This window comes from Sulfurovum zhangzhouensis (genome assembly GCF_030347965.1).
Taxonomy (GTDB): Bacteria; Campylobacterota; Campylobacteria; order Campylobacterales; family Sulfurovaceae; genus Sulfurovum; species Sulfurovum zhangzhouensis.
Map to the genome: position 1 here is coordinate 30,408 of NZ_JAQIBD010000005.1, position 24,870 is coordinate 55,277.

Consider the following 24,870-nt stretch of genomic DNA (forward strand, 5'->3'; position numbering starts at 1 on the left):
ATAAATAAAAATGTCTTATATCATCAAATAAAGAAATACTTCAATTAAGATATAAAATTATTAATTATTTAAAATGGTTATATCTTAAAAGAAAAAGTAGAACCTTTGTCCAGTGTACTTTGGATCTCAAGTTCAGTATTATGCAGGAGAAGGATTTTTTTGACAATCGATAGTCCGAGCCCCATTGAGTTATCCCAGTTGTGTGTACCTGACCGATAGAACTTTTTGGTCACTTTCTCAATATCATCCTCAGAGATACCTACACCTTTGTCACTCACCGAAAAACGATCATCGGTTATACTGACCAAAACATCATCTTTTGAATATTTAAGTGCATTCTCAATCAAATTCTTAATGACTATTTCAATTAATGTACGATCCGCTTCAAGCTGGCGCGGTTCACCCTGTATGATAATTTTCCTGCTTTTATACTTATCATCAACAAGAGCACTTTTCACCTCTTGGGTCAGACTCATAAGGTCAAAAGTGCTTTGGTGAAGTTTTGCTTCTCCGCTTTCAAACTTGTTCCAAAGTACTAACCTGCTTAATAGCGCTTCTATCTTATCACCGTTATTACATATTTTTCCCAAAAATTTATCATGCAATGCAGGCGGAATATCTTTATCTTCTTGTAATGTTTGTGCATAACCTATAATAGAAGCAATAGGATTTCTAAACTCATGGGCGATAGCCGAGATCATATCTCCCCGCTGCTTATTTTTAAGCTTGAGTTTCGCATTATAGCGTTGTTTAATTTCTTCTCTTTTTTTAGATTTTTCAAGGACCTTGGTCAGGTTTTGATTGATCTGTTCAAACTCTCGGGTAAAAAAAATTCTATCTAGATCAATCGTATCAACCGTATCCAGCATTTTAAGATATTTGTTTATTTTTCCAAGCTCCCGCTGCATCTTCGAAGCACCCCTATAGATTGCATAAACAAAAATCGTTAGTGCAAGCCAGAGAATAAATATAACTAAAGACAAGGTCATTGTATCATCAATAAAAGTCGCCAAAATTACTGAAAATATGACAAAAACGGTCAGTGACAATGTCACTAACCTTGCCATTACATACTCTGTGAAGTGGGGACGATCGAATAACATGGTATATCAGTCAGCCTCAACATCATTAATATAAGTAATAAAGTCATCCGCCTCAAAATAACCGATCGCTTTTTCAATGATCTCACCTTCCGGTGTCATGAAAAAAGTCGTCGGTGCCGGGTAATATGACTCAGGCAGTATCTTCATTGCTTTTTCATCACTTCTCAAGATCATTACCAGTATGTAGTTTTGAAGACGTTTTCTTACCTCTTTGTCAGCCAAAGTTTCCTCTTTCATCTTCTTGCACCATCTACAATGAGTAGCCTCAACCATTAACATCACGTTTTTCTTTTCTGCTTTGGCTTTAGCGAAAGCTGTAGCAGTATCCTTTTCCCAAATCAGTTCTACACCGAAGAGTGAGCTTGTAAAAAGCAACGTAATAGCCCACACTGATATAATTTTTCTCATCAACCTGCCTTTAATTAAAATTTTTGACCAAATCTTTAAATACCTGATAAAGACCTTCTACTTCACCGATAGTGGTTCTTTCATTCGGAGCATGAATTGTATCATTCTTCACTCCGAACTCTACCACATCTATTCCGTATGCACCCATGTAACGTGCATCACTTGTTCCACCTGCTGTAGAGAACTTGGTTTGAAGCCCTGTTATATCTTTAATACTCTCAGTAAGCTTCTCTACGATCTTAGAGTCTCTCTTTGTTACAAACGGATAGGAGCCCTGCGTCAATTCCAAAGTATAATTTAAATCTTTAAAGAGTTTGTCAATGTGTAGTTTAATATCCTCTTGTGAGGTTTTTGTGGAATTACGTACATTGAACATGATTTTAAGTGAACCCGGAGTAACGTTCGTTACTTCCATACCGCCTCGGATATCGGTAATCACCATTTTGCTTGGTGCAAAATTATCATCACCACTATCAAGATTGACCCCTGCGATCTTATCTAGGATCGGAGCGATCTGATGCACAGGGTTGATCGCTTTTTCAGGATACGCAGCATGTCCCTGTTTCCCTTTAATAGTAAGATAGCCGTTGATCGATCCTCTACGTCCTATCTTGATCGCATCTCCAAATCTCTCTTCACAGGTCGGCTCAGCCACGATACAGTAATCAGGCAGCATACCAACTTCTTTTAAATGCTCAAGCATGACCACAGTCCCATACTTTGCATCTCCTTCTTCATCCGAGGTTAATAAGAGAGATAAACGTCCCTCAAATTCATCCGCCTCTTTAAGTACCTGTACAAAAGCCGCTACACCGGATTTCATATCCTGTGTACCGCGGGCATAAATCTTATCATCTTTAATCACAGGGACAAACGGATTGGTCTCCCATCCGTCACCCGGAGGTACGACATCGACATGCCCTGCAAAACAAAGATGGGATCCATTTCCGAATTTTTTGGTCAAAAAAAGATTTTTAACCCCTTCTATATTCACATAAGTAGCCTCATATCCGGGAAGGTATTCCTCAATAAACTTAAGAGAACCGGCATCATCTGGGGTGATGGATTCAAAACTCAATAATTTCATCAAGAGATCAACAACATTCATACATGCTCCTAAGATTTCATAAAACTCTCTATCATGGAGAGATATTCGTGAATATTTTCAAAACGGTGATTTCCGCCATACTCAACGATCACCCTATACTCTTTATACTGTTCTTTTGCTACACGGTAATCCAATACTTCATCTTCACTTTGTAGTAAAACAAGATAACGTGAGCTTTGAGGCGGTGATGAGAATCTTTCAAGCTGGTGCAAATAAACCTGTTTAAATTCAAAACGTTCAGCGTCACAAAAACGCTCTTGCCATCCCACATAATTTGCCAAGGTTTCCCAGGGTTTACATGAAGGGTTGATCAATACAGCAGGAATGTCAAACTTTTCAGCAAGATAGGTCGCATAATAACCACCTAATGAAGATCCTACAAGCAGGGAAGGCTTCTCTCCCAAGATCTGGGTTGAAAGAGTTTCGATAGCCTCTTGCGGTGCAAACGGCAGGTTAGGTGCAAGTAGATTCTCATTACCAAAGTATGCCCCAAGTACTCTGGACTTATTTCCCTCTCCGCAAGAAGCAAAACCATGCAGATAGAGTATCTTGGACATCTTACTTTTCTATCTCACCGCGATAAGAAACAATTCCACCCGCATGATTGATCATACGATCAAGTCCGTGTTGCTTAAAAATATGTTGTACTTGTCCGCTTCTGTTACCTGTACGACAAGTAAAAATAACAGTTTTGTCTTTATTCTCCTCAGCAAACTTTTGAGCCCACTGACCAAATGAAGAAGTCGGCAAAAGCAGGTCCACACCTTTGATGTGTCCCATTTTATACTCCATATCTTCTCTTACATCAACAAGAAGAAAATCTACGTTTCCTTCTTCTCTCTCTTTTAGCAAAGCCTCCAACTCTTCAGAGTGAATATTGCTTTTATCTAATGTTGACTGCATAATATACCTTTAATATAGTCTTTTCAAAAATGACGATAATAATATGCGCGTATTCTATCTTCTTTTTTTAAAACTATTATTTATTTGCTTCAAAGTATTCTGGAGTACAGAAGATCTGACAGTGACAGATACCGTGTTCAGGGATCTCTTTTTCTATCGCCGGTTTACAAGGACAGATACGGTCATCCGTACTTCTAAACTTACCTGGTTTTTCCGGATCTTCTTCTACCATAAAACATGGGCAGAACCTCTTTCCATAAAGAAGCTTGTGTCTTGCAAGCCCCATGATTACACCTTCATTAACATCAGCATTTGGACCGTAGACCCATCCTTTTGATTCACAAACTTTATCTGCAAACTTCTCGGTTTTTTCCATCTCATCTTTAAATTCTTGTGAATTCATATCTAGTTTTAACATCGTTTTCCTTTGTCTTTATTTCTGTAATTCTAAACTAAATTGATATATAATAAGCAAAAATCTTTAAGAAGCAAGGTAAATTATGCAAATTGACGATAAAGTTTTAGCAAATTTAGAAAAACTTTCACACTTACGTATCGATGAGTCAAAAAAAGAAGAAGTTAAAAATCAACTCACAGAGATTCTTGCCTATGTAGATAACCTTAATGAATTGGACACAAAAACCCTTTCAGCTACATTCTCAACACTAGAAGGCGGGACACCCATGAGAGAAGATATTCCACAAGGTGACGACACTGTTGCAAAAGATATCCTATGTCATGCACCTAACACAAAAGATGACTTCTTCATCGTACCTGCAATTATCGAATAGGTCAATCAATGATCAAAGTATATGGGATCAAAAACTGTGACTCGGTTCGTAAAGCACTCAAGTACCTCAAAAGCCATAAGTTGGACGTCGAATTCATAGATTTCAGAGAAACTCCTGTATCTGATACCGAGATCTCTAAATGGCTTGAGCACAGTGATATAAACACACTCTTCAATACAAGGGGGACAACCTACCGTACCCTAAAACTCAAAGAACTCAATCTTGATGATCAGGGGAAAAAAGAGTGGTTAGCAAAAGAGAATATGCTCATCAAACGTCCCGTGATTACAGTGGACAATCATGTAATCGTTGGGTATAATGAGAATTTATATAATGAAATATTAAAATAAAGGATAGCCTATGGCAAGCTTCGATATCAAAAAACTACTCCAGAGTGTTGTAACACATGGTGCATCAGACCTTCACTTAGTAAGTCGTACAGAACCACAAATCAGACTTGATGGAAGACTCAAACCAGTCAATCTTCCAAAACTTACCGGTGATGATATCGAAGAGATGTGCTACTCCTTGATCACAGAAAAGCAAAAACAGGCATTTGAAGAGCATGATGAACTAGACTTCGCTCTTTTACTTCCGGGGATTGGGCGTTTCAGGGCAAACTACTATAGAACACTGGGTGATATGGCTGCAGCATTCAGGATCATTCCTATCAATATCCCGTCTCTTGATGATCTGGGAGCACCGCAAGTATATAAAAAACTTGTAAAACGTGAAAAAGGTCTTATCCTGGTTACAGGACCTACAGGTTCAGGTAAATCGACTACTCTTGCGGCTATGCTTAATGAAATCAATGAAACGGAACAGAAACACATCGTTACTGTTGAGGATCCGGTCGAATTTATCCATCAAAATAAAAAATGTGTTTTCTCTCACAGGGGTGTGGGTGAAGATACCAAGTCATTCGCTGCGGCATTGAAGTATGCGATGCGTCAGGATCCGGATATCATCCTGATCGGGGAGATGAGGGATAAAGAGACGATCGAAGCTGCTCTGACTGCTGCGGAAACAGGACACTTGGTATTTGGTACACTGCATACCTCTTCAGCAGCTGGAACGATTAACCGTATTATCGACGTATTTAGCGGAGATGAACAACCACAGATCCGTGCAATGATCTCTACGTCATTGGTTGCCGTAATTGCACAGGCACTACTTCCGAAACTGGGGGGAGGACGTGTGGCTGCATCAGAAATACTTATTACTAACCACGCAATTGCCAACCTGATTCGTGAGGATAAAGTACACCAGATTTACTCACAAATGCAACTTGGTCAAGGTGATACAGGTATGCAAACACAGACACAAGCCCTTCAAAAATACCTTAATGAAGGTTTGATCAGTCGTGATGTAGCAATGCAATTTGCCAATAAACCAAGTGAATTGAAAATATAGGCACTAAGTCTTTTTGGATACAATACGCAAAATAAATTTGGGAGTGTAGGAAACAACATGGATTTTTCACTGCAAAACTTTTCAATGGTTGACTTCAACTATTTTGATGTGACAATAGGCGCGATCATCATTATTCTCGGAATCAAAGGCTTTATGAATGGTTTCATCAAAGAGTTTTTTGGATTGGCAGGATTGGTCGGGGGTGTATACTTTGCCTCACGTCTCTCAGAAAAAGCTGCGCAATTCATTGAAACAAATTTCCTGCAACTCGATAATACTGCGATACTTAAACTGATCGGTTTTCTTGCAGTTTTGATCATTATATGGCTTGGTGCGACGCTGATCGGTGCTATCTTATCTAAACTCACTTCTGCGAGCGGATTAGGATTTATCAACCGCCTCTTGGGACTGATCATAGGTGGTGGAAAATACTTCATCATCTTTGCTCTGATCGTTACGGCACTTTCTAATGTTAAACTGCTAAAAGAGAAAGTTGAAAGATATACACATGATAGTCAACTCTATCCTTATCTCAATGCGACCGGTTCTTATCTGATAAACCTGGATACAAAATCACTTGGTATGGAAACGACTTCATTATCAGAAGTGAATGAAACAAATATTTCATCAGTATTGTCCACACAAACACCGGTTGTAAAGGATGATAATAACAGCAGTGCAACGACACAATAAAAAGGCAGCTGATGATCTCATATCCTGAGCTTTTAGAAAAATTTAAGGATTTGCTAAAATGTAATTCTCTCAAGTTTACCAAACAAAGAGAGCTTATTTTGAAGTTCTTGTATGAAAATGAGGATCACTATACCCCTGAAGATATCTATATGCTACTGAAACAGCAGCATCCTGATATTAACATCGGTATTGCTACAGTATATCGTACGTTGACATTGCTGGAAGAGTCTAAGATTGTCAGTTCAATCTCTTTTGGGATTCAGGGCAAAAAGTATGAACTGGGGCTTAAAAAGCACCATGATCATCTTATATGTACCAAGTGCGGTGACATCATTGAATTTTATGATGAAACGATAGAAAAACGGCAAGAAGCAATTGCTGAGAAGTTTAACTTCAAGATGACAGGCCATACTATGAAAATCGAAGGTATATGCGAAGATTGCCAAGAAGAAGCATTAGAAGAGTAATACTTCTCAATAAAAATATAAAAAAGAACAAACTTACAATAGGAGAAACTTTGATATTTGATAATCAATATATCCAAGAACGTATCAAAAAAACAGAAAAACTGAGAGAAGAAGGGATAAATCCTTATCCTAACCAGGTTCAAAAAGGAATGCCTTCCAAACAGTTTTTAAGTGAAAATCAGGACCTTCTTACAATAGATGCAGAGGTTAAAAAAGATGAGTCTAGAGACTATGCATTGACCGGACGTATCAAGTTTGTACGTATTATGGGTAAAGCTGCATTTGCAAAGATAGAAGACAGTGAAGGTCTTGTACAGATCTATTACAACCGGGATGATCTTCCGGAAGGTTATTATAACAACATTGTCAAAAAGCTCTTTGAAGTCGGTGATATCATTCAGGCAAAAGGCTTTCCATTTGTTACTCAGACCGGTGAGATCACCCTTCACTGTAGAGAACTGAATATCGTTAGTAAAGCGATCTCTCCGCTTCCTGAGAAGTTCCACGGATTACAGGATCCTGAACTACGTTACAGACAACGTTACCTTGATATGATCATGAACTCGGAAGTCAAAGAGACCTTTATCATGAGAAGTAAGATCGTGTCTCTTGTGAGAAGGTTCTTTGAAGAGAAAAACTTCCTTGAAGTAGAAACACCGATGATGCACCCGATTCCTGGTGGAGCGAACGCAAGACCGTTTATCACACATCACAATGCATTGGATGTAGAAAGATACCTTCGTATCGCTCCGGAACTTTACCTCAAGCGTTTGATCGTAGGTGGTATGGAAGCTGTATTCGAGATCAATAGAAACTTCCGTAATGAAGGTATGGACCATACTCATAATCCTGAATTCACGATGATCGAGTTTTACTGGGCTTATCATAGATATGATGATCTGATGAAGATCACTGAAGAACTATTTGATTACCTCTTTGATAATCTTGGATTAGAGAGAAAACTTCCATATGGTGAACTAGAGATTGATTTCTCCACACCGTTTGCAAAAGTACCATATATTGAATCCTTGACAACAATCGGCGGGGTTCCGGCAGAGATCACAAGTGACAAGGAAAAGATTGTCGCTTACCTTAAAGAACACAAAGTTGAAGTAGATCCTAACCTTACCTTAGGTTACCTACAGGCTGAACTTTTCGATGAGTTTGTTGAAGCAAAACTGATCAATCCGACTTATATTACCGATTTCCCGGTTGATATCTCGCCTTTGGCAAGAAGAAGTGATGACAACCTGGATATTGCTGAACGTTTTGAACTTTTCATGGCAGGGAAAGAGATCGCTAACGGCTTCTCAGAACTTAATGACCCGATCGATCAATATGAAAGGTTCAAAGGCCAGGTCGATGCAAAAGAGACTACCGGTGATGATGAAGCGATGCATATGGATACTGACTATGTTAAAGCACTAAGCTACGGTATGACACCAACAGCTGGTGAAGGTATCGGTATTGATCGTCTTGTCATGATGCTGACCAACCAGCACTCTATCCGTGATGTACTTCTCTTCCCTGCGATGAAACCGGAAAAACCAAGAGAAGAGCTGCTACCTATCGTTGATGCTGAAACATTATGTAAAAAATGCGGGCATGATATACTCGAAGAGCTCAAACCTGCCAAAAAAGGCAAAGGTATGTTCTGTATCGATGTCAATGCTTGTAAAGAGAGATCTCAGAACAAAAAATAGAAGTAAGATATATTTTACAAAAGAATAACATGGAGATTATTGCTTCTCTATGTTTATTCTGGATTTGCTAATGCATCATCCAGTTCAAACCAACGTACAGTATCAACAGCAGCACCTGTAACACCTACCTCTATACACGAAAAAGTCACTGATTTATTATTATCTTCAACCCTGCATCTTTCTGTCACATTATTTTCAGTAATATAGACATAAGCCCCATCTATTAGGTACTCACTTGTACTATTACCCTCTTTCACATTATCCAGAGTATATACTTCCTTCATCAATGTTCCATTTCCATCAAACAGCTCTTTAAGATACTTTTCCTCAGCCTCGATATACCGATAGAAGTCTTTATGCTCAATGATTGCAGCAATATCGATAAAGCCTCCTGAACCTCCACCTCCACACCCCACCATAATAAGCGCGATAATACTTAACAAAAAAGATATATTTTTTTTCATTTCTTCTCCTTTTGCCGGTGCAACTCAGTCAGAAGTGATTCTAAGAATATTATTACATTTTAAAATTATGTAAAAATTAATCTGCTTTTCCTCTTTAAGTGTTCTTTTTATATACTCATTAATGGATCAAACTTCATCACTAGTCCAGTACAGGAGAGAGATATGAATGAACACTTTGACATGGCTTCAGTAATTGTGATTATCGTAACATTGATACTTTTTACACTTGCACTTTTTACCAAGGGTTTTGCACATGGGCTCCTGTTGGAAGTTGGTGTCTTTTTGGTCTCGGTGAAACTTATTATTATGTCCTATAAAAACAGTGTTACTAACAAGAAGATCATAGAAGAACTTGATACAATCAAACATATCATAGAGGATAAAGAAAATAAAGATAACTGATTCAACCGACGAATAATACATGTTTTCATAATATCCTTAGCCGAAATTTGCTATAAATACATTCAATAAATTACCCACCGATATCATCGGGAAAAGGAATAACATGTCATACGCAATGGAAACTTTCGACCCGGAAATTTTTGAAGCGATTAATAATGAGCTTGAGAGACAGACCGATCACCTTGAGATGATCGCTAGTGAGAACTTCACTATTCCAGCTGTAATGGAAGCAATGGGTTCGGTATTTACGAACAAATATGCAGAGGGTTACCCTTACAAAAGATACTACGGTGGATGTGAAAATGCTGATGTTGTAGAACAACTGGCTATTGATAGAGCATGTGAACTTTTCGGTTGTAACTATGCAAACGTTCAACCTCACTCAGGTTCTCAAGCAAATGGTGCGGTATATGCTGCACTGCTAAAAGCAGGTGAGAAGATCCTTGGTATGGACCTTAGCCACGGTGGACACCTTACTCACGGTTCTAAGCCGAGCTTCTCCGGTAAAAACTACCAAAGCTTCACTTATGGTGTAGAGCTTGACGGCCGTATCAATTACGATAGAGTAATGGATATCGCTAAGATCGTACAACCTCAGATCATCGTGTGTGGTGCTTCAGCATATGCTAGAGAGATCGATTTTAAAAAGTTCCGTGAGATCGCTGATGCAGTTGGTGCGATCCTCTTTGCAGACATTGCACACATTGCAGGACTCGTATGTGCGGGTGAACATCCAAGTCCATTCCCGTATGCGGATGTTGTAACAACGACAACACACAAAACACTGGCAGGACCTCGTGGCGGTATGATCATGACTAACGACGAAGAGATCGCGAAGAAAATCAACTCTGCGATCTTCCCTGGTCTTCAGGGTGGTCCACTTGTACATGTGGTTGCTGCAAAAGCAGTAGGTTTCAAACACAACCTAAGCCCTGAGTGGAAAGTATATGCAAAGCAGGTTAAAGCAAATGCTTCAGTACTGGCAGAGGTATTGATGAAAAGAGGATATGACGTTGTTTCCGGCGGTACAGATAACCACCTTGTACTTCTTTCGTTCCTTAACAAGGATTTCTCAGGTAAAGATGCAGACGCAGCACTTGGAGCAGCAGGTATCACTGTAAACAAGAACACGGTTCCTGGTGAAACAAGAAGCCCATTTGTAACTTCAGGTATCCGTATCGGTTCTCCTGCACTTACAAGTAGAGGAATGAAGGAAGCAGAGTTTGAGATCATTGCAAACAAGATCGCAGACGTACTTGATAACATTAATGATGCTGAACTTCACGCGAAAATCAAAGAAGAGATGAAAGAACTTGCTTCAAACTTTAAAATCTATGACAAGCCGATTTATTAATCGATGACGTTTTACATCAAACTTGAGGTCAAATAGTTGAAAGTATTTGACCTCGACCTTATTGATACCCATTATTATATTAAACGTAATAGTATCGTTGAACAGATACAGTTCAACAACCGTACTTTTTATGCTAAGTTCGAACGCATAGATGAACCGCTTACACCTCTTTTACTTGAACAGCATCTACAGCGCGAATATACCATTGCTGCACCTCTACTTGAAAATGGATATACCGACTATCTCGTGATCGAATACAAAGGGGAAGAGTATCAAAGGTTCCATTACCTCATCAAACATCTTTTTGATACTTTGCACATAGAAAAGTATCATATCTATCAAGGAAAGAGTGAAGAACGTATACAGGTATTTATAGAAGTAGATAAACTCTCTTTGGAAGAAGCGGATAAACAGTTGAAAGAGCTTTCAAATTTGCTCAAACAAAAACTCACAAAAAAGTGGAAATGTCTGCCGGATATTTCTTTACCCGAAGCATACAATATCATCACACTGCCTTATAAAAAACTCATCTAAAAGTTCTATATGATATAATCATCCAAATTTGTTTGGGAGAACTTTTCTACTATGAACGATCATAATTTAGATGACCTCATTATCGATGATATACAACCGAAGCAAGCCAATAAGGCAAAAAGTTTTCTGACAATTATCGCTCTGGCAATTGTTGTACTGATCGTTTCAATTATCTTTACTAAAATCTTACTCAAAGCACCAAAACAGGATCAACTTCTTTTTGAACAAAATGAGATAGAGATGATCAGTCCCGATCTTACACTGCAAAGCGTGACAGGGCCTGAGGATAAAACTTCCACACCTTTAGAAGTAACAGAAGATGAGAACCGGGTCCAAATCACCAAGGAGACAACAACTCCAAAAATCACAGAAGAAGTTCCGGCACCTATGTCAGAAATAACCGATAAGCCTGAAAAATCTACAAATGTAGAACTACCGAAATCAGAAGAGCAACCAGAAGAAGTAGCGGTTCATAAGCAAGTGGAAGTAGAGAAAGAACTCACACCAGCGCCAATGCCGGAACCAGAGGAAGAAAAGCCAACGGATATCCTGAATATCGTAGAACAACCTGCTGAAAATTCAATTCATCCAACGTCTGAAGTATCAAAGCAAAAAGTTCAAAACAGAACAGAACAGATCGTAGAAGAGCAAAGAGTAGAAAAATATAGACCTGCCAATGTGATCACAAGGCCTGCTGAAAACTATACAAAAGCTATTCATCACGGTAATTACTATATTCAGGTAGGTGCATTCAGCAATGATCCAAGTCAACATTTCTTGAATAGAATCACCAGTAATGGATTTACCTATATCATCACAAAAAGAAGTCCAAAAGGATACAAGAAACTCCTGATTGGACCATATTCTGATCAAAAATCTGCAGAAGATGCACTTGTGAGGGTCAAAGCCCTCATCAATAAACGCGCGTTTCTGCTTAATAAGAAGTAATCATGCATAAAACAATACTATTTGACCAACTCACTCCAGTAGCACTTTACGGAAAGATCAAAACACTCTTTCCCGATGAAATCACAATGTTGTTTGAAAGTGTAGTCAACACAGCTGACGGGAATTTCTCTTTTATCACGATAGGAGCTCAAGAGCGTCTTAGTTACAAAGATAAAACGACTCGTTATACAGATCAAAACGGAACTCTCCAAAACCTTTCAGAAAACCCTTTTAGTTTTCTAAAGTCATACTATACGTCTTTAGACAAGGCAAAGTATCAAGCAAAGGCAGAAGAAGTCGGATTCTCTTTTGTAGACGGTTTTATCGGTTTTATCGGCTATGACATGGTAAAAGTCTTTGAACCAATACTGGAAAAGAGTATGAATGGTTTGCTTGATCCGTTAGATACACCGGATATGGATCTTGTACGTCCCTCGATCATTATCGCCCACTCACACAAAAATGCAAAACTTACACTCATTCTCAATGATACACGTTTAACCAACGAGTTCAATGAGATTACAAAGTCTCTAAATGATATTTGCACTCCAATGCCTCTTATACCTGTTGAACTGGAAGGTGAAGGTGAGTTCAGTATTGAAGAAGAACGATTTAAAGCGATGGTCGATGAGTGTAAAGAAAATATACGTGCAGGTGATATTTTCCAGATATTGCTTTCAAACCGCTATACACAAAAAGGAAAGATTGATCCACTCAGCTTCTATAGGATACTACGTTCGAAGAACCCTTCACCTTATCTTTTCTTACTTGATTATGAAGACTTTTCCATCTGTGGTTCAAGTCCAGAGGTGATGGTAAGACTTACTAATGGAGAAATTCTCTTACGTCCAATTGCAGGAACGCGCAAAAGAGGTAAAACGCACCAAAGAGACAAAGAGTTGGAATCAGAACTTCTGGCTGATCCTAAAGAGCGTGCAGAGCACCTCATGCTTATTGACCTTGGACGTAATGACGTGGGACGTGTAGCCAAAGTTGGAACAGTACAGGTCACTGAAATGATGCGTGTTGAAAGATACTCTCATGTAATGCATCTTGTATCTGATGTAGAAGCGATGATCGCAGAAGATAAAGATATGTTTGACCTTTTTGCAGCAACTTTTACAGCCGGTACGATGACTGGGGCACCAAAGATCAAAGCAATGGAATTGATTGCAGGCTATGAAGGTCTCAAACGCGGATTTTACTCTGGGGCAGTAGGTTACTTCTCATTTAATGGGAATATGGACTCCTCTATCGCTATACGCACATCCCTTATTAAACCTGATTCTATTACACTGCAGGCAGGTGCAGGTGTTGTTGCAGACTCCATCCCGGAACTTGAATACTTAGAGGTAAAAAACAAACTGGGAGCACTTATGGCAACCCTGAATGAGATGAAGACACTTTAATCATAAAGTGCCCTCACCTCACATCCCTTAATCATAAAAATGATTAGCTTCTTATACATTACATATCTTTTTTAGAAACAGTTTTATCTATACCTTTCTTTTCAATCCCAGCATGATGTTGATCTTTCTTTGCTGTGCTATGGTGGTGTCCTGTATTTGCAAAACCATAGGTTTTATAGACATATATCTTATAGATATTTAGACTTAGAAAAAAAGTGATCAGTGATGAAGCAAAAATAAATGCAACTGTCTTCTTGACTTTAGATGCATTGAAAAAACCTATCCTTTTACCCAAAATGACATATGCCCATATCACTGCAATGTATGGGAAATAATTAAAGATATTTAACCAGGTCTCTTTTCTGGCAGCAAGATTGTGGACCGGCGCAGTATCAAGTCCAAATCCATAGATAAATCCATTGGCAATATCCGCATATGTATGTGTAAAAAAACTCTGCAGCAGATGAGATAATCCACCGATGATAAATAGTGGGATAAATGCATAACCTAGAGTATAAAAGGTTTTTTCAAACGTTGCATTCAAAAGCTTTGAAGCTAAGAACATGCCAATGTAGGTAATACCTATACTCAATACCATTGCATAGATAAAGGCAAACAAGCCTACAACATCCATAGAACCCAAATCAATATACTGCTGTACAAAGTTCGCAGTTTTAGACCAAATAAACTCATCCGCTATCGCCGTTCTTCCCAATGCATGGTGGAAACTCATCGTGATCGAAATTGCTGCAGTGATGAGGATAAAAACCCATACTTCAAACTTTTCTATCTTAAAGGTATCAAAGAGAGAAAACGAAGGTTTGTTGATCTTGAAACTGACACTTTCACAGGCTGTACTGCAATCCATACATAGAGTACAATCAGTCATACTGTTTCTCTTGTCAAAAGTAAATGGCTTCAGGTTAGCGCTGCATGCTGTTGCACAATCAAACGTTTTACATTGACTGCAATCCTCTTTATAGGTACCAAGCCAAGTTGGAGCGATACGATGATAGGCTCTAGTCAAAGAACCGATTGGACAGATATATTTACAGTAACTCATCTCTTTATAGACAAAGAAAAAAACTACTGCTATCACAGTAAGTACAAAAAACAACATTGCCGTTGCTAAAGGAGATTTAAAGAATGATGGATAGGCATAGTAAACACCCCACCATCCTATAACGATAAGAGAAATACCGATGTATCTGTTTTTCAAGAACTTTGGAAACTCCCTATTCATTCCCCATTTTGTCAAATATTTCCCAACAAATCCGTGCGGACAGATACCACAAAAGATGCGACCGAAACTTGAAAGAGATACGATGATAAATAGTGACCAGAACAATCCCCAGAAAAGATATCTGGTAAAGGTGTTTTCAGGTGTTTGATCCACAAAGCCCATATAAACCCCATAGGCAAAAAGCAGTAATACGGTAACCCTTAATCCATTGAGAAAAAGAGGATTCTTGAAAAAGAATCCAACTATAGGCATCCCGTAAATATCGTTTTTATCTCTTTTTTTGAATGTCGTCATTACAACTCCTTAAAATTTCACACTCAAACCTGCAGTAAATATCCTTCCTGGATTTACAGTAATAGAAAGGTCCTCATAGTCAAACACACCATTTTCATCCCTATCACCGCTTGATCTTGCTGTATTGTAGTATTGCTTGTCAAATACATTATCCACTCTGACAAACATATTGACATCATTATCATGGAATTTCATCCTATAACTTGTAGCGAGGTTCATAGTTGCATGTCCCCCAATTCTTAGTTCATTCAGATCATCAGCATAATAGCTTGACCTTGCATTCACCTCTGCTGTAAGTTTAAGATCCTCTATAGCTATATAGTCAGCTATGACATTGAACTGATGTCTAGATGTTCTAGGAATAGTATTTCCAGTCACATCATAAGTTACAACGTCTGCACTCCAGCCACTCCCTAACGTCATTCCGAAGTTCTTATAGTCTGTATACTTTGCATCCAGGTAGGTATATGCCAGGTTAAAAGAAAGGTCTTTTAAAAGTTGACCGCTTGCCGCAAGCTCCACGCCCCTATGTCTTGCTCCACCAACGTTGTCCCATATATCATCTGTCTCTGTATCTCCATAATTCCCTGATGTTTTCATAATAAAATCTTTTCTATCTAGTTGGAAGAGTGAAAAGTCATAGCTTATGCCGCTCTTTTTAGTTCTGAATCCAATCTCATAGTTATAAGCATGTTCAGGTTCCAAATCAGGATTATTAAGTGTACTTCCCCATGTACTTACATCCCCTGCATAGAGCTGTTCTACAGTCGGTGCTCTAAACCCTGTAGAGTAATTCATATAAAAAGAGGTGTCTTCACTTAACAGATAGTTGGCACCCAATCTATAGGAGTAAACGTTAAAATCTTTTTTAAATTGATTATCTTTATAATCTGAGTAGTCTAGCATGATCATATCATATCTAAGGTTTGCAGTTACACTTAAATTTTTATTTACTGCATATTTGTATTCGCCATATAGAGCAAATACATTTTCATCAGTGGTACTATCACTTTTAGGATCACCTGCTTCAAAGTAACTTGGTGTTGTTGTACGGGTTCTATAATCTATCAATGCCTGGTCAACACGATAAAATGAACTATTTTCATATTCATTGGCACGAATATCTAATCCTAACAATGTTGCAAACTTTTCAGACGATGTTCTATATTCGCTCTTGATACCTCTTTGTATCTGATGATAGACATTATCATATACATAGTCATTATCATCAAAATATTCTTGTGCTGTTCCATTTTCATCTAAAGTTTGAGGTGAAGACATAAATTCTGTATCATCAGTATAAACATATCCATTGATTAACAAGTTCGAATTATCTTCAAAATCTTTTGCATATGTCACAAAAAACTTTCCAAGCTGAACATCATAGCCTCTTGTATAATCTCGGCTTTGTTGATCTCCAAGGTAGATTGACTTTGGATTGGTCTTAGCTTCTGTTACACCACCAACAGTCCCATGCGTATCTTTTTCTCTATCTGAGAGTTCCATACCAAACGTGATATCAGAAGTTTCATCGATATAATATTGCAACTTTCCATTGAAATATTTTGCACTGTATGCTGAGTCTTCGTGATACCCCTTCCCTTTTCTTTCACTAGCTTGTATGTGGAAATTCATTGTATCATTGGAATAACCTGTTCTAGCCAAAAGTTTTTGGTACCCGTAACTTCCTCTTTCCAGGGAGACAAAATTATTGTTATACTTTGCTCCCTTTTTGGTCGTAATTATTACTGCCCCACTCAATGCATCATCACCAAATAAATAAGAAGCACCACCTTTTATGACTTTGATACTCTCAATATTATCTAGGTCAATATTGACACTTCCCGTTCTTTCAAAAACAGGCACACCGTCGATTACAACTGCCACACCAGGTTTTTCACCCATATACATCTGGTTTTCAACACCTCTAATATGTATCTTAAGTGAATCACCTGTCTTCACCTCAGTCGTGATCCCAGGAATTGACTGTAAGATTTGTTGAATATTTTCGACATGTGACTCATCCACTTTATCGCCGCTAATAGTACTCACGGAAGAAGGTTCATCCTTCTTTGCCTCAAATCTATCGTCAATAGTTGTAGAATAAACTTGAATGTCACCTATATCCTCCAATGCAGAGATATTCGTAAATCCTAATACTAAAGCAGAAGTAACCAATCCTACTTTTATTTTGTCCATTTAAATCCTCCTTATACTGCAAAAAGAGGGTTAAATAAAGATGCTGGTTGATATAATGACACCATTGCATTTTACAATGTGATGTGTGTTTGTTCGTATATTTCTATTGTCGTAGGGGATACGAACAAGCCTCTTTTTGCTAATTAATCATATAAAAGAACTGTTAATTTTCTGTTAATTTTTTTATCAACTTATCATTCTTATTAAAAATGTAAATATTTGTCTACCAATACTGAACTAAGGTCTTACCTAATAAGCTACATTAAGCTAAAATTAGATGATCACAAGCCAAGGACATATCATGTCAAAACATCTTTTTGCTATTTTCGGTAATCCCGTCTCTCATTCCAAATCGCCACTCATGCATAATCTTGCCTTCAGAGGTCTGAAGATTGATGCTTGCTACACCCGCTACCTGCTCGAAAATGGGGGAAAACTAAAAGATAAATTTTTTGAGCTTGGACTCAAAGGGATCAATATCACGGTTCCTCACAAAGAGTATGCGTACCAAGCCTGTGATGAGTTAGATCCTTTTGCCCAAAAAGTAGGTGCTGTCAATACGATAGTGGAAAGAGATGGAAAACTTTATGGTTACAATACTGATGCACCAGGATTCCTGAAGGCAATTAGTGAGTTTAATGGAGCTAAAAAGGTACTTTTTTTAGGTGCTGGAGGTACAGCTCAATCTACCTCAATGATCTTAAAAGAAGCAGGTTATGATGTTACGATCCTTAACCGAAGCGAAGGCCGCCTGGTACGATATCAAGAAGCGGGGTTTGAGACATATACATTTGAAAATTTTAAAATTCAAGAGTATGATCTAGTGATCAACATGACCTCAGCAGGGCTTGAAGATGACTCACTACCTTGTCCCAAAGAGTTCTTGGATGAAGTCATCCCTTCAGCAAAAGCCTGTATTGACATCATTTATGGCAAAGATACACCGTTTCTCAAGCTTGCCAAAGCCCATAACAAACCTACCAAAGACGGTGCAGATATGCTGCTCTACCAAGGAGTTATTGCCTTTGAATATTTTACGGATAATGCCTATAAGTTTCATGAGATAATTCCCTATATGAAAAGAGCATTTATACTTTAAGACATACTAAAACATTTGATTACCATTAACCTTAAGTGACTAAAATAAAGCTAATAAAGGAGTCTATATGATCAATATCCTTATGATAGAAGATGATCCGGAATTTGCAGAGCTTCTCAGTGAATATCTAGCTCAATATGACATCAAAGTAACAAACTACGAAGATCCGTACCTAGGTTTGAGTGCAGGTGTGAAAAAGTTTGATCTGGCTATCCTTGATTTAACACTTCCAGGTATGGATGGACTTGAAGCATGTGAAGAGATCGTACGCAAGTATGATATCCCTGTTATCATCTCTTCAGCACGTTCCGATATCAATGACAAGGTCAAAGCTTTGGCTTTGGGTGCAGATGATTATCTTCCAAAACCATATGATCCCAAAGAGATGTATGCACGTATCACTTCCCTTCTTAGAAGATACTCTAAAAGCAAAGAGAACGGTGATACCCTGCCAAAGAGTGACTTTGAAACCAAGGGCGATACTATTTATTTTCAAGGACAGGCATTGTCACTTACTCCTGCTGAGTTTGAAGTACTCTCACTACTTGTAAAACATCAGGGTATTACCCAGTCACGTGAACAGATCATCAACGCCTCTGCAACAATGAGTATTGACTCACAAGGGAAAAGCCTTGATGTGATCATCTCAAAGATACGCTCCAAACTTGGTGATCCCAAACGTATCCAGGCCGTACGCGGGGTAGGGTATAAGCTCGTCTGATGACTTCACTACGCAATAAGATCAATCTGGTATTTTCTGTTACCTTAGTGCTGCTTGCCGCACTCTTTATGGCTTCGATCAAATATGATCAGAGCCAGTATTTAGAACGAACAGAGGCACAGGAGCGGGAAATCGTTCACTATATCTACAGCTATTACCTCCAAACAGGTAAAGTCGATGAAGCTTACCTAGAAGCACAAAATATGTCCCTGATCACAGATAAAGAGATGCTTGTTCAGATCGAAAGTTTTTTCAAGGAAAAAGGGAAGTACACACGTTATGCCGTAGATACTTTTCGTTTAAAACGTGTTCTTCTGATCAACAATGACAGATTCAAACTTATCTTGGAGAATAAAAATAAGGCAGAGTTCCCTTTCAAAAGAATAATTGTCTTTTCGATCGTATTTTTTCTTATCATTATGCTCTATATGTGGATCATACGGAGTCTTAGACCCCTATCAGTACTAAAGAATAAGATAAAAACCTTTTCACAGGGCAATCTCAATATCTCTTGTAAAAGTGATAAAAACGATGAGATCGCTGCAGTGGCAAACGAGTTTGATCATGCGGTAGAGATGATACGGGAATTGCTACAATCAAGACAACTTTTTTTGCGTGCTATTATGCATGAACTAAAAACACCTATCGGGAAAGGCCGGCTTATTAGTGAGATGCTGCCGGATGAAAAGAACAAAGCCCGTATGCACAGTATCTTTGAGAGGCTAAATCTACTGATAGATGAATTTGCAAAGATAGAACAGATCACTTCAAAGAACTTTCAACTCTCTATCAAGCCCTATAAGGCCTCTGATCTTGTTGAAGCCAGTATCGATCTTTTGATGTTTGAAAATCCTAAGCAACACATCAGTATTGATACAGTTAAAGACTTTAAACTTGAAGTAGATTTCGAACTTTTCACATTGACACTCAAAAACCTCCTAGATAACGGGATCAAATACAGTATAGATAAACATATCAAAGTGATTATCAACCAAGATCATATCGCGGTAGAAAACAGAGGAGAGATGCTACAAGAACCGATAGAAAACTACTTTAAACCATTCCATACCTCTAAAAAAGGATTGGGGCTTGGACTATATATCGTAAAAAGTATCTTGGATATTCATAAAATGGGTCTGAAGTATGAGCATATCGAAGGTATGAATCGCTTCATCATAAAAAAATAACTTTGTCTTGAAAAAGTCAAAATATATCCCAGCTAAGGCTGGGAATAAAAGCATTACTCAATCGTATCTGAAAGCATAAATGCAAGCTCAAGTGCCTGAGAAGCATTGAGTCTTGGGTCACATTGTGTATGATAACGGCTAGCAAGCCCTTCTTCTGTAATCGCACATGAGGTACTCCCTGTACATTCTGTAACATCATTACCTGTCATCTCAAGGTGAATACCTGCACCCACGGTTCCCATCTCTTTATGGATCGCAAAAAACTGTTCTACTTCACTAAGAATATTTGCAAAATCTCTTGTTTTGAATCCTGTAGAACTTTTTTCTACATTTCCGTGCATAGGATCACATGACCACACTACATTCCTACCTTCATCCCTTACACGTTTAAGTAGTTTTGGGAAGTACTCACGTATCTTATCAGCACCCATACGTACGATCAGATTCAATCTTCCCTCTTCATTCTTCGGATTCAGCGCATCGATCAGCTCGATAAGCTCATCCTCACCCATAGATGGTCCTACTTTACAACCGATTGGGTTAGCAATTCCTCTGAAATATTCAATATGCGCTTCATTGAGATCTCTGGTTCGATCACCGATCCAAAGCATATGTGCTGAACAATCATAGTATTCACCTGTCTCACTATCAAGTCTTGTCAATGCCTCTTCATAGTTGAGAAGTAATGCTTCATGTGACGTATAAAGTGTTGTTTGCTGAAGTTGCGGCATGACATCACTTGTCAAACCGCATGCAGACATAAATTTCATCGCACTATCGATCTTGTCACTGAGTTCATCATACTTCTGTCCAAGCGGATTATCTTTGATAAAGTCAAGGTTCCATTGATGTACTTTACTAAGATCAGCCAAGCCGCCTCTTGAAAATGCTCTAAGAAGGTTAAGCGTTGCTGCAGACTGGTTATAGGCTTTGATCATATTTTCAGGTTTTGGTTCTCTAGCCTCTTCAGTGAATTCAATACTATTAATGATATCACCACGATATGAAGGCAACATCACACCATTAAGTTCTTCAAAATCGGAACTTCTCGGTTTTGCAAACTGCCCGGCAATACGTCCTACTTTCACCACAGGCTTTCCGGTTGAGTACATCAACACCATATTCATTTGAAGCATAAGCTTGAAAAGGTTCTTGATCGATTTTGCATTAAAGTCAGAGAAGCTCTCGGCACAGTCTCCACCTTGGAGTAAAAATGCTTCTCCTCGTCCTGCAGCTGCAAGTTTTTCTTTAAGCTTTCTTGCCTCTCCCGCGAAGATAAGCGGAGGATAAGAACTAAGCTCTTTTTCTACAGCTTTCAAAGCCTCCTGATCAGTATAGGTTGGTTGTTGCTTGATAGGAAATTCTCTCCAGCTACTCGGTGTCCAACTCATAATCGTTCCTTTCTTCTATGGTCCCTTCTTGGGTACCCTGTAATAAATTGGATGATTATAGCTTATGCGCACCTCCAATAACCTTAGAGTGCCAAATAGCATTTTTAAAATAGCCCATTTTAGAATATTAACAACGCTAAATGATAAAAATTATGAACAAGTCAAGAAAGTAACATTTTAAAAAAAATTAAAAATTAATTATTACTTTTTATAATTTCTTAAGTTATTCACCTATGTGAATATATTGTGAATAACTCATATTAAATAATGCAACTCGTATTTCAGGGAAAGAGTAAAAATAGACTTTTTCACATCTACTTTTTAGCTATAAATGTGACAAAGTTAGCCCATTGAAAAAGTGTAGAAACTTGTTTAAATCCGGCTTTTTTGCACATCTGGATATTTTCTTCAATCGTAAAAGGGATCAGTACATTCTCCAGTGCTTCACGCTTTTGTGCGATCTCATATTCACTGTATCCCTGCGCTTTTTTATAGTTATAGTAAATGTCGATAAGTTGTTTATCAAGTCTCTTGTCTTCAAAGACCACTTTTTCAGAGAAGATAAATATCCCATCTTGATTCAATCCGTCATAGATCTTTTTTACCAATTCAGGACGCTGCATAGGACGGATAAATTGCAGTGTATAGTTAGATACGATAACATCATCTCCACCAAATTCATACTCCAGCATATCAGCAAGTTCCAGATCAATTTCCGCACCAAATGCTTGACATTTTTGTCTGGCACGATCTAACATTGCTTGCGAGTTATCAATACCTTTAAGATGCATTTTCGTACTTAACTTACTGTCAAGATCAAGTAAAAATTTCGCCGTAGATGAGCCAAGATCAAGTAGACTTTTCCCTTCACCCTCTTCTGCAAGAATGACGGAAATAATCAACTGACGTACCTCATCATAAAAAGGCACAGAACGGCTAAGCATATCATCAAAGACTGATGCAACTGCTTCATCAAATTCAAATTTCTTTTCTATAGGCTTGTCAAATACTTTATCTTTCATCGCGGTTTGTCTTCATTATCTTTTTTAGCATTATACCCAATAGAAGCAGAAGTATGCCATTTAAAGAAACTTTCAGGTTTATAACTATTTCTTTACAAGTAGTATACATTTTATTTATATTAAAGCTTTATCCTATTAGAATAGACGAATATAGGAGATGGGACAAATGGGAAAAATGGGAGAGATGGGGATACTTATTGTCGATGATGACAAAACCACAATATCAATACTTCATCATATGTTGAAACCTTATGCCGATAGGATCTATCTGGCATCAGACGGGGAAGAAGGCCTTTCTCACTACAAGACATATCAACCCGATCTTATCTTATCCGATATCAACATGCCACGAATGAACGGCTTGGAAATGGTGGAAGAGATACGTAAGATCGATGAAGATGTCAAAATAGCAATCTTTACCGACTTTGAAAAACGGGATATCCTGCTCAAAGCGATCGAGCTTGGCGTCAACCAATTTCTCTCAAAACCTTTCGAGGCTAAAAGTTTCTCTAAAACGATCCAACAACTGTATCATGATATCATTGAAAAAAGGGATGCCCGGTATGAACTGGAGCGTCAAGAAGATATTTTACATGCAATCAATGAAATGTCACATAGCTTTTTACAACAGCCTGACTGGCTATTGGCAATGTACAAAGAGATGAAAAATCTCAAAAATGCAGCAAGAGCCTCTTGTATCTTTATTTATGAAAATGAACATGACAAAACATGTTCTTCTGCTCATAAACTGCTTTACATTAACGATAATGAAAAAGCCAAAGGGAAACAAAACATCCACTACCAAAAACACCATCTTATGCGATGGAAAAATAAGTTGAAAAAAAATCAGTTGATCAATGGTAACAGGAATGATTATGATAAGTCAAAGATAAAACTTCTCAAACTCTTTAAAATCAACTCTTTACTGATACTACCGATTTTTGTACAAGACCGTTGGTGGGGATTTTTAGGCATAGGAAACGGGCATGCTGAAGTGCTTCAAGAGAGCAATGTGGAGATGCTTAGTACCGCTGCTTCCATTATTGGCTCTGCAATCAATAACAGCCATAACCGTAAATCCCTAGAGATATCTTCAGCTGTTTTCAAACATACAATGGACGGTGTTGTTATTACTGATGCTAAAAACAATATCGTCCACGTCAACGATGCTTGTCTAGAGATCACAGGGTATGACCGTAATACAATCATTGGTAAAAATCCGAGAGTTCTCAAATCAGGTAACCATGATAAACAGTTCTATCAAAAGATGTGGCATCAACTGCACCACGAAGGATGCTGGCAGGGAGAAATTACCAATCGTAAAAAAAACGGTGAATTTTATATCGAATGGCTAAGTATCAATGCGATCAAGGACAGTCAAGGCAAGATAGAAAACTTTATCGCTGTCTTCTCTGATATAACGCACCACCATAAAAATACACGTGAACAAGCCTTTCTCGCTACACACGATCCGCTAACGGGACTTTCAAACAGAATTGTGCTCAATGACAGGTTAGAACACGCCATAGAACATGCGCAACGTTTCGATAAACATATCAGTCTCATCTTTTGTGATCTTGATAACTTTAAACCGATCAATGATACTTATGGGCATACGGTAGGAGATGAAATACTCAAACGTGTAGGCTACTATCTAAAAGAGCTTTTGAGAAAAGAGGATACAGTCTGTCGTTTCGGTGGAGATGAATTTGTTATTCTCATTGAAGAGCTTGAAAATTTCCATTATCTAGACAAGGTACTCAAGAGGATCAATAAACTCACCGCAACCCCATGCGTCATTGATGGAAAATCGATTAATATAGGTATGAGTATCGGTGCCTCGATATATCCGTATGATGGTACTAGTTCCGAACTGCTAGTCAAAGCAGCAGACCAGGCAATGTACCGGGCTAAAAGAAGCGGCAAAAACTGTATCGAGTATGCACAAGCGAATACGCAATGTTATCTGTTCGAAAAACCTCTTAAAGATACCTCGTTAAATTATGTAATCTAG

General features: G+C 38.2%; 26 protein-coding genes. 15 read left to right on the forward strand and 11 right to left on the reverse strand.

The window, feature by feature from the left end:
- Window positions 1–77 precede the first annotated feature (77 nt).
- The 6 genes from PGH07_RS10780 to PGH07_RS10805 all read right to left on the reverse strand — a co-directional run bounded on the left by PGH07_RS10780 (window position 78) and on the right by PGH07_RS10805 (window position 3,940).
- Window positions 78–1,067, reverse strand: a complete 990-nt coding sequence (locus tag PGH07_RS10780) for a sensor histidine kinase (RefSeq protein ID WP_289414498.1) — start codon at window positions 1,065–1,067, stop codon at window positions 78–80.
- A gap of 42 nt (window positions 1,068–1,109) precedes the next feature.
- Window positions 1,110–1,511: a thioredoxin family protein gene (locus PGH07_RS10785; RefSeq protein WP_289414499.1), complete on the reverse strand. Its 402-nt coding sequence runs from the start codon at window positions 1,509–1,511 to the stop codon at window positions 1,110–1,112.
- Between the two features lie 10 nt (window positions 1,512–1,521).
- A complete protein-coding gene (dapE, locus tag PGH07_RS10790; protein WP_289414500.1) occupies window positions 1,522–2,619 on the reverse strand; it encodes a succinyl-diaminopimelate desuccinylase in 1,098 nt (365 codons plus the stop codon).
- A gap of 8 nt (window positions 2,620–2,627) precedes the next feature.
- Window positions 2,628–3,176 carry a YqiA/YcfP family alpha/beta fold hydrolase gene (locus PGH07_RS10795; protein ID WP_289414502.1) on the reverse strand — a complete coding sequence of 183 codons (549 nt, stop codon included), beginning with the start codon at window positions 3,174–3,176 and terminating at the stop codon, window positions 2,628–2,630.
- Window position 3,177: 1 nt separating this feature from the next.
- Window positions 3,178–3,522 (reverse strand): rhodanese-like domain-containing protein, encoded by a 345-nt coding sequence (locus PGH07_RS10800; protein WP_289414504.1) that lies wholly within the window; start codon window positions 3,520–3,522, stop codon window positions 3,178–3,180.
- A gap of 76 nt (window positions 3,523–3,598) precedes the next feature.
- Window positions 3,599–3,940, reverse strand: a complete 342-nt coding sequence (locus PGH07_RS10805; RefSeq protein WP_289414505.1) for a ferredoxin-thioredoxin reductase catalytic domain-containing protein — start codon at window positions 3,938–3,940, stop codon at window positions 3,599–3,601.
- Window positions 3,941–4,022: 82 nt separating this feature from the next.
- On the opposite strand from PGH07_RS10805, the gene gatC reads away from it, so the two are divergent.
- From gatC to lysS, 6 genes are read left to right on the forward strand one after another with little or no spacing between them, the layout of a single operon-like run.
- Window positions 4,023–4,313, forward strand: coding sequence for an Asp-tRNA(Asn)/Glu-tRNA(Gln) amidotransferase subunit GatC (gene gatC, locus PGH07_RS10810; protein WP_289414506.1), 291 nt, complete (start codon window positions 4,023–4,025; stop codon window positions 4,311–4,313).
- Window positions 4,314–4,321: 8 nt separating this feature from the next.
- Window positions 4,322–4,663, forward strand: a complete 342-nt coding sequence (locus PGH07_RS10815; protein WP_289414507.1) for an arsenate reductase family protein — start codon at window positions 4,322–4,324, stop codon at window positions 4,661–4,663.
- A 10-nt stretch (window positions 4,664–4,673) separates the two neighbouring features.
- On the forward strand, window positions 4,674–5,726 hold the full coding sequence (locus PGH07_RS10820) for a type IV pilus twitching motility protein PilT (RefSeq protein ID WP_289414508.1): 1,053 nt from the start codon (window positions 4,674–4,676) through the stop codon (window positions 5,724–5,726).
- 57 nt (window positions 5,727–5,783) lie between these two features.
- On the forward strand, window positions 5,784–6,419 hold the full coding sequence (locus tag PGH07_RS10825; RefSeq protein WP_289414509.1) for a CvpA family protein: 636 nt from the start codon (window positions 5,784–5,786) through the stop codon (window positions 6,417–6,419).
- An 11-nt stretch (window positions 6,420–6,430) separates the two neighbouring features.
- Window positions 6,431–6,886 carry a Fur family transcriptional regulator gene (locus PGH07_RS10830; protein ID WP_289414510.1) on the forward strand — a complete coding sequence of 152 codons (456 nt, stop codon included), beginning with the start codon at window positions 6,431–6,433 and terminating at the stop codon, window positions 6,884–6,886.
- Window positions 6,887–6,936: 50 nt separating this feature from the next.
- Window positions 6,937–8,589, forward strand: a complete 1,653-nt coding sequence (gene lysS, locus PGH07_RS10835) for a lysine--tRNA ligase (RefSeq protein ID WP_289414512.1) — start codon at window positions 6,937–6,939, stop codon at window positions 8,587–8,589.
- A gap of 53 nt (window positions 8,590–8,642) precedes the next feature.
- Here the strand turns inward: lysS and PGH07_RS10840 are convergent, their stop codons facing one another.
- Window positions 8,643–9,053, reverse strand: a complete 411-nt coding sequence (locus PGH07_RS10840; protein WP_289414513.1) for a hypothetical protein — start codon at window positions 9,051–9,053, stop codon at window positions 8,643–8,645.
- A gap of 162 nt (window positions 9,054–9,215) precedes the next feature.
- Here PGH07_RS10840 and PGH07_RS10845 point away from each other — a divergent pair, with 162 nt between their 5' ends.
- From PGH07_RS10845 to PGH07_RS10865, 5 genes are all read left to right on the forward strand, one after another.
- Window positions 9,216–9,455 carry a hypothetical protein gene (locus PGH07_RS10845; protein WP_289414514.1) on the forward strand — a complete coding sequence of 80 codons (240 nt, stop codon included), beginning with the start codon at window positions 9,216–9,218 and terminating at the stop codon, window positions 9,453–9,455.
- A 103-nt stretch (window positions 9,456–9,558) separates the two neighbouring features.
- Window positions 9,559–10,809, forward strand: coding sequence for a serine hydroxymethyltransferase (locus PGH07_RS10850; RefSeq protein WP_289414515.1), 1,251 nt, complete (start codon window positions 9,559–9,561; stop codon window positions 10,807–10,809).
- 36 nt (window positions 10,810–10,845) lie between these two features.
- Window positions 10,846–11,343, forward strand: coding sequence for a DUF1882 domain-containing protein (locus PGH07_RS10855; protein WP_289414516.1), 498 nt, complete (start codon window positions 10,846–10,848; stop codon window positions 11,341–11,343).
- Between the two features lie 51 nt (window positions 11,344–11,394).
- Window positions 11,395–12,291 carry an SPOR domain-containing protein gene (locus PGH07_RS10860; protein WP_289414517.1) on the forward strand — a complete coding sequence of 299 codons (897 nt, stop codon included), beginning with the start codon at window positions 11,395–11,397 and terminating at the stop codon, window positions 12,289–12,291.
- A 2-nt stretch (window positions 12,292–12,293) separates the two neighbouring features.
- Window positions 12,294–13,700, forward strand: coding sequence for an anthranilate synthase component I family protein (locus PGH07_RS10865; RefSeq protein WP_289414518.1), 1,407 nt, complete (start codon window positions 12,294–12,296; stop codon window positions 13,698–13,700).
- A gap of 58 nt (window positions 13,701–13,758) precedes the next feature.
- Here PGH07_RS10865 and PGH07_RS10870 read toward each other — a convergent pair whose 3' ends face one another.
- A complete protein-coding gene (locus PGH07_RS10870) occupies window positions 13,759–15,237 on the reverse strand; it encodes a 4Fe-4S binding protein (protein ID WP_289414519.1) in 1,479 nt (492 codons plus the stop codon).
- 9 nt (window positions 15,238–15,246) lie between these two features.
- Window positions 15,247–17,436, reverse strand: coding sequence for a TonB-dependent receptor (locus PGH07_RS10875; protein ID WP_289414520.1), 2,190 nt, complete (start codon window positions 17,434–17,436; stop codon window positions 15,247–15,249).
- A 301-nt stretch (window positions 17,437–17,737) separates the two neighbouring features.
- Here PGH07_RS10875 and PGH07_RS10880 point away from each other — a divergent pair, with 301 nt between their 5' ends.
- The 3 genes from PGH07_RS10880 (at window position 17,738) to PGH07_RS10890 (ending at window position 20,443) form a co-directional block, all read left to right on the forward strand.
- Complete coding sequence (locus PGH07_RS10880; protein WP_289414521.1) at window positions 17,738–18,535, forward strand: shikimate dehydrogenase; 798 nt, start codon at window positions 17,738–17,740, stop codon at window positions 18,533–18,535.
- A gap of 67 nt (window positions 18,536–18,602) precedes the next feature.
- Window positions 18,603–19,256 (forward strand): response regulator transcription factor, encoded by a 654-nt coding sequence (locus PGH07_RS10885; RefSeq protein WP_289414522.1) that lies wholly within the window; start codon window positions 18,603–18,605, stop codon window positions 19,254–19,256.
- Complete coding sequence (locus PGH07_RS10890; protein ID WP_289414523.1) at window positions 19,256–20,443, forward strand: ArsS family sensor histidine kinase; 1,188 nt, start codon at window positions 19,256–19,258, stop codon at window positions 20,441–20,443. Before PGH07_RS10885 ends, PGH07_RS10890 begins: the two co-directional genes overlap by 1 nt.
- Before the next feature lie 53 nt (window positions 20,444–20,496).
- On the opposite strand, the gene PGH07_RS10895 is transcribed toward PGH07_RS10890, so the two are convergent.
- Together PGH07_RS10895 and cmoA are read right to left on the reverse strand one after the other, a co-directional pair.
- A complete protein-coding gene (locus tag PGH07_RS10895; protein WP_289414524.1) occupies window positions 20,497–21,834 on the reverse strand; it encodes a class II 3-deoxy-7-phosphoheptulonate synthase in 1,338 nt (445 codons plus the stop codon).
- 314 nt (window positions 21,835–22,148) lie between these two features.
- Window positions 22,149–22,856: a carboxy-S-adenosyl-L-methionine synthase CmoA gene (gene cmoA, locus PGH07_RS10900; RefSeq protein WP_289414525.1), complete on the reverse strand. Its 708-nt coding sequence runs from the start codon at window positions 22,854–22,856 to the stop codon at window positions 22,149–22,151.
- A 166-nt stretch (window positions 22,857–23,022) separates the two neighbouring features.
- Between cmoA and PGH07_RS10905 the strand changes: the two genes are divergently transcribed.
- Entirely contained in the window at window positions 23,023–24,870 is a 1,848-nt protein-coding gene (locus PGH07_RS10905; protein WP_289414526.1) for a diguanylate cyclase domain-containing protein, read from the forward strand.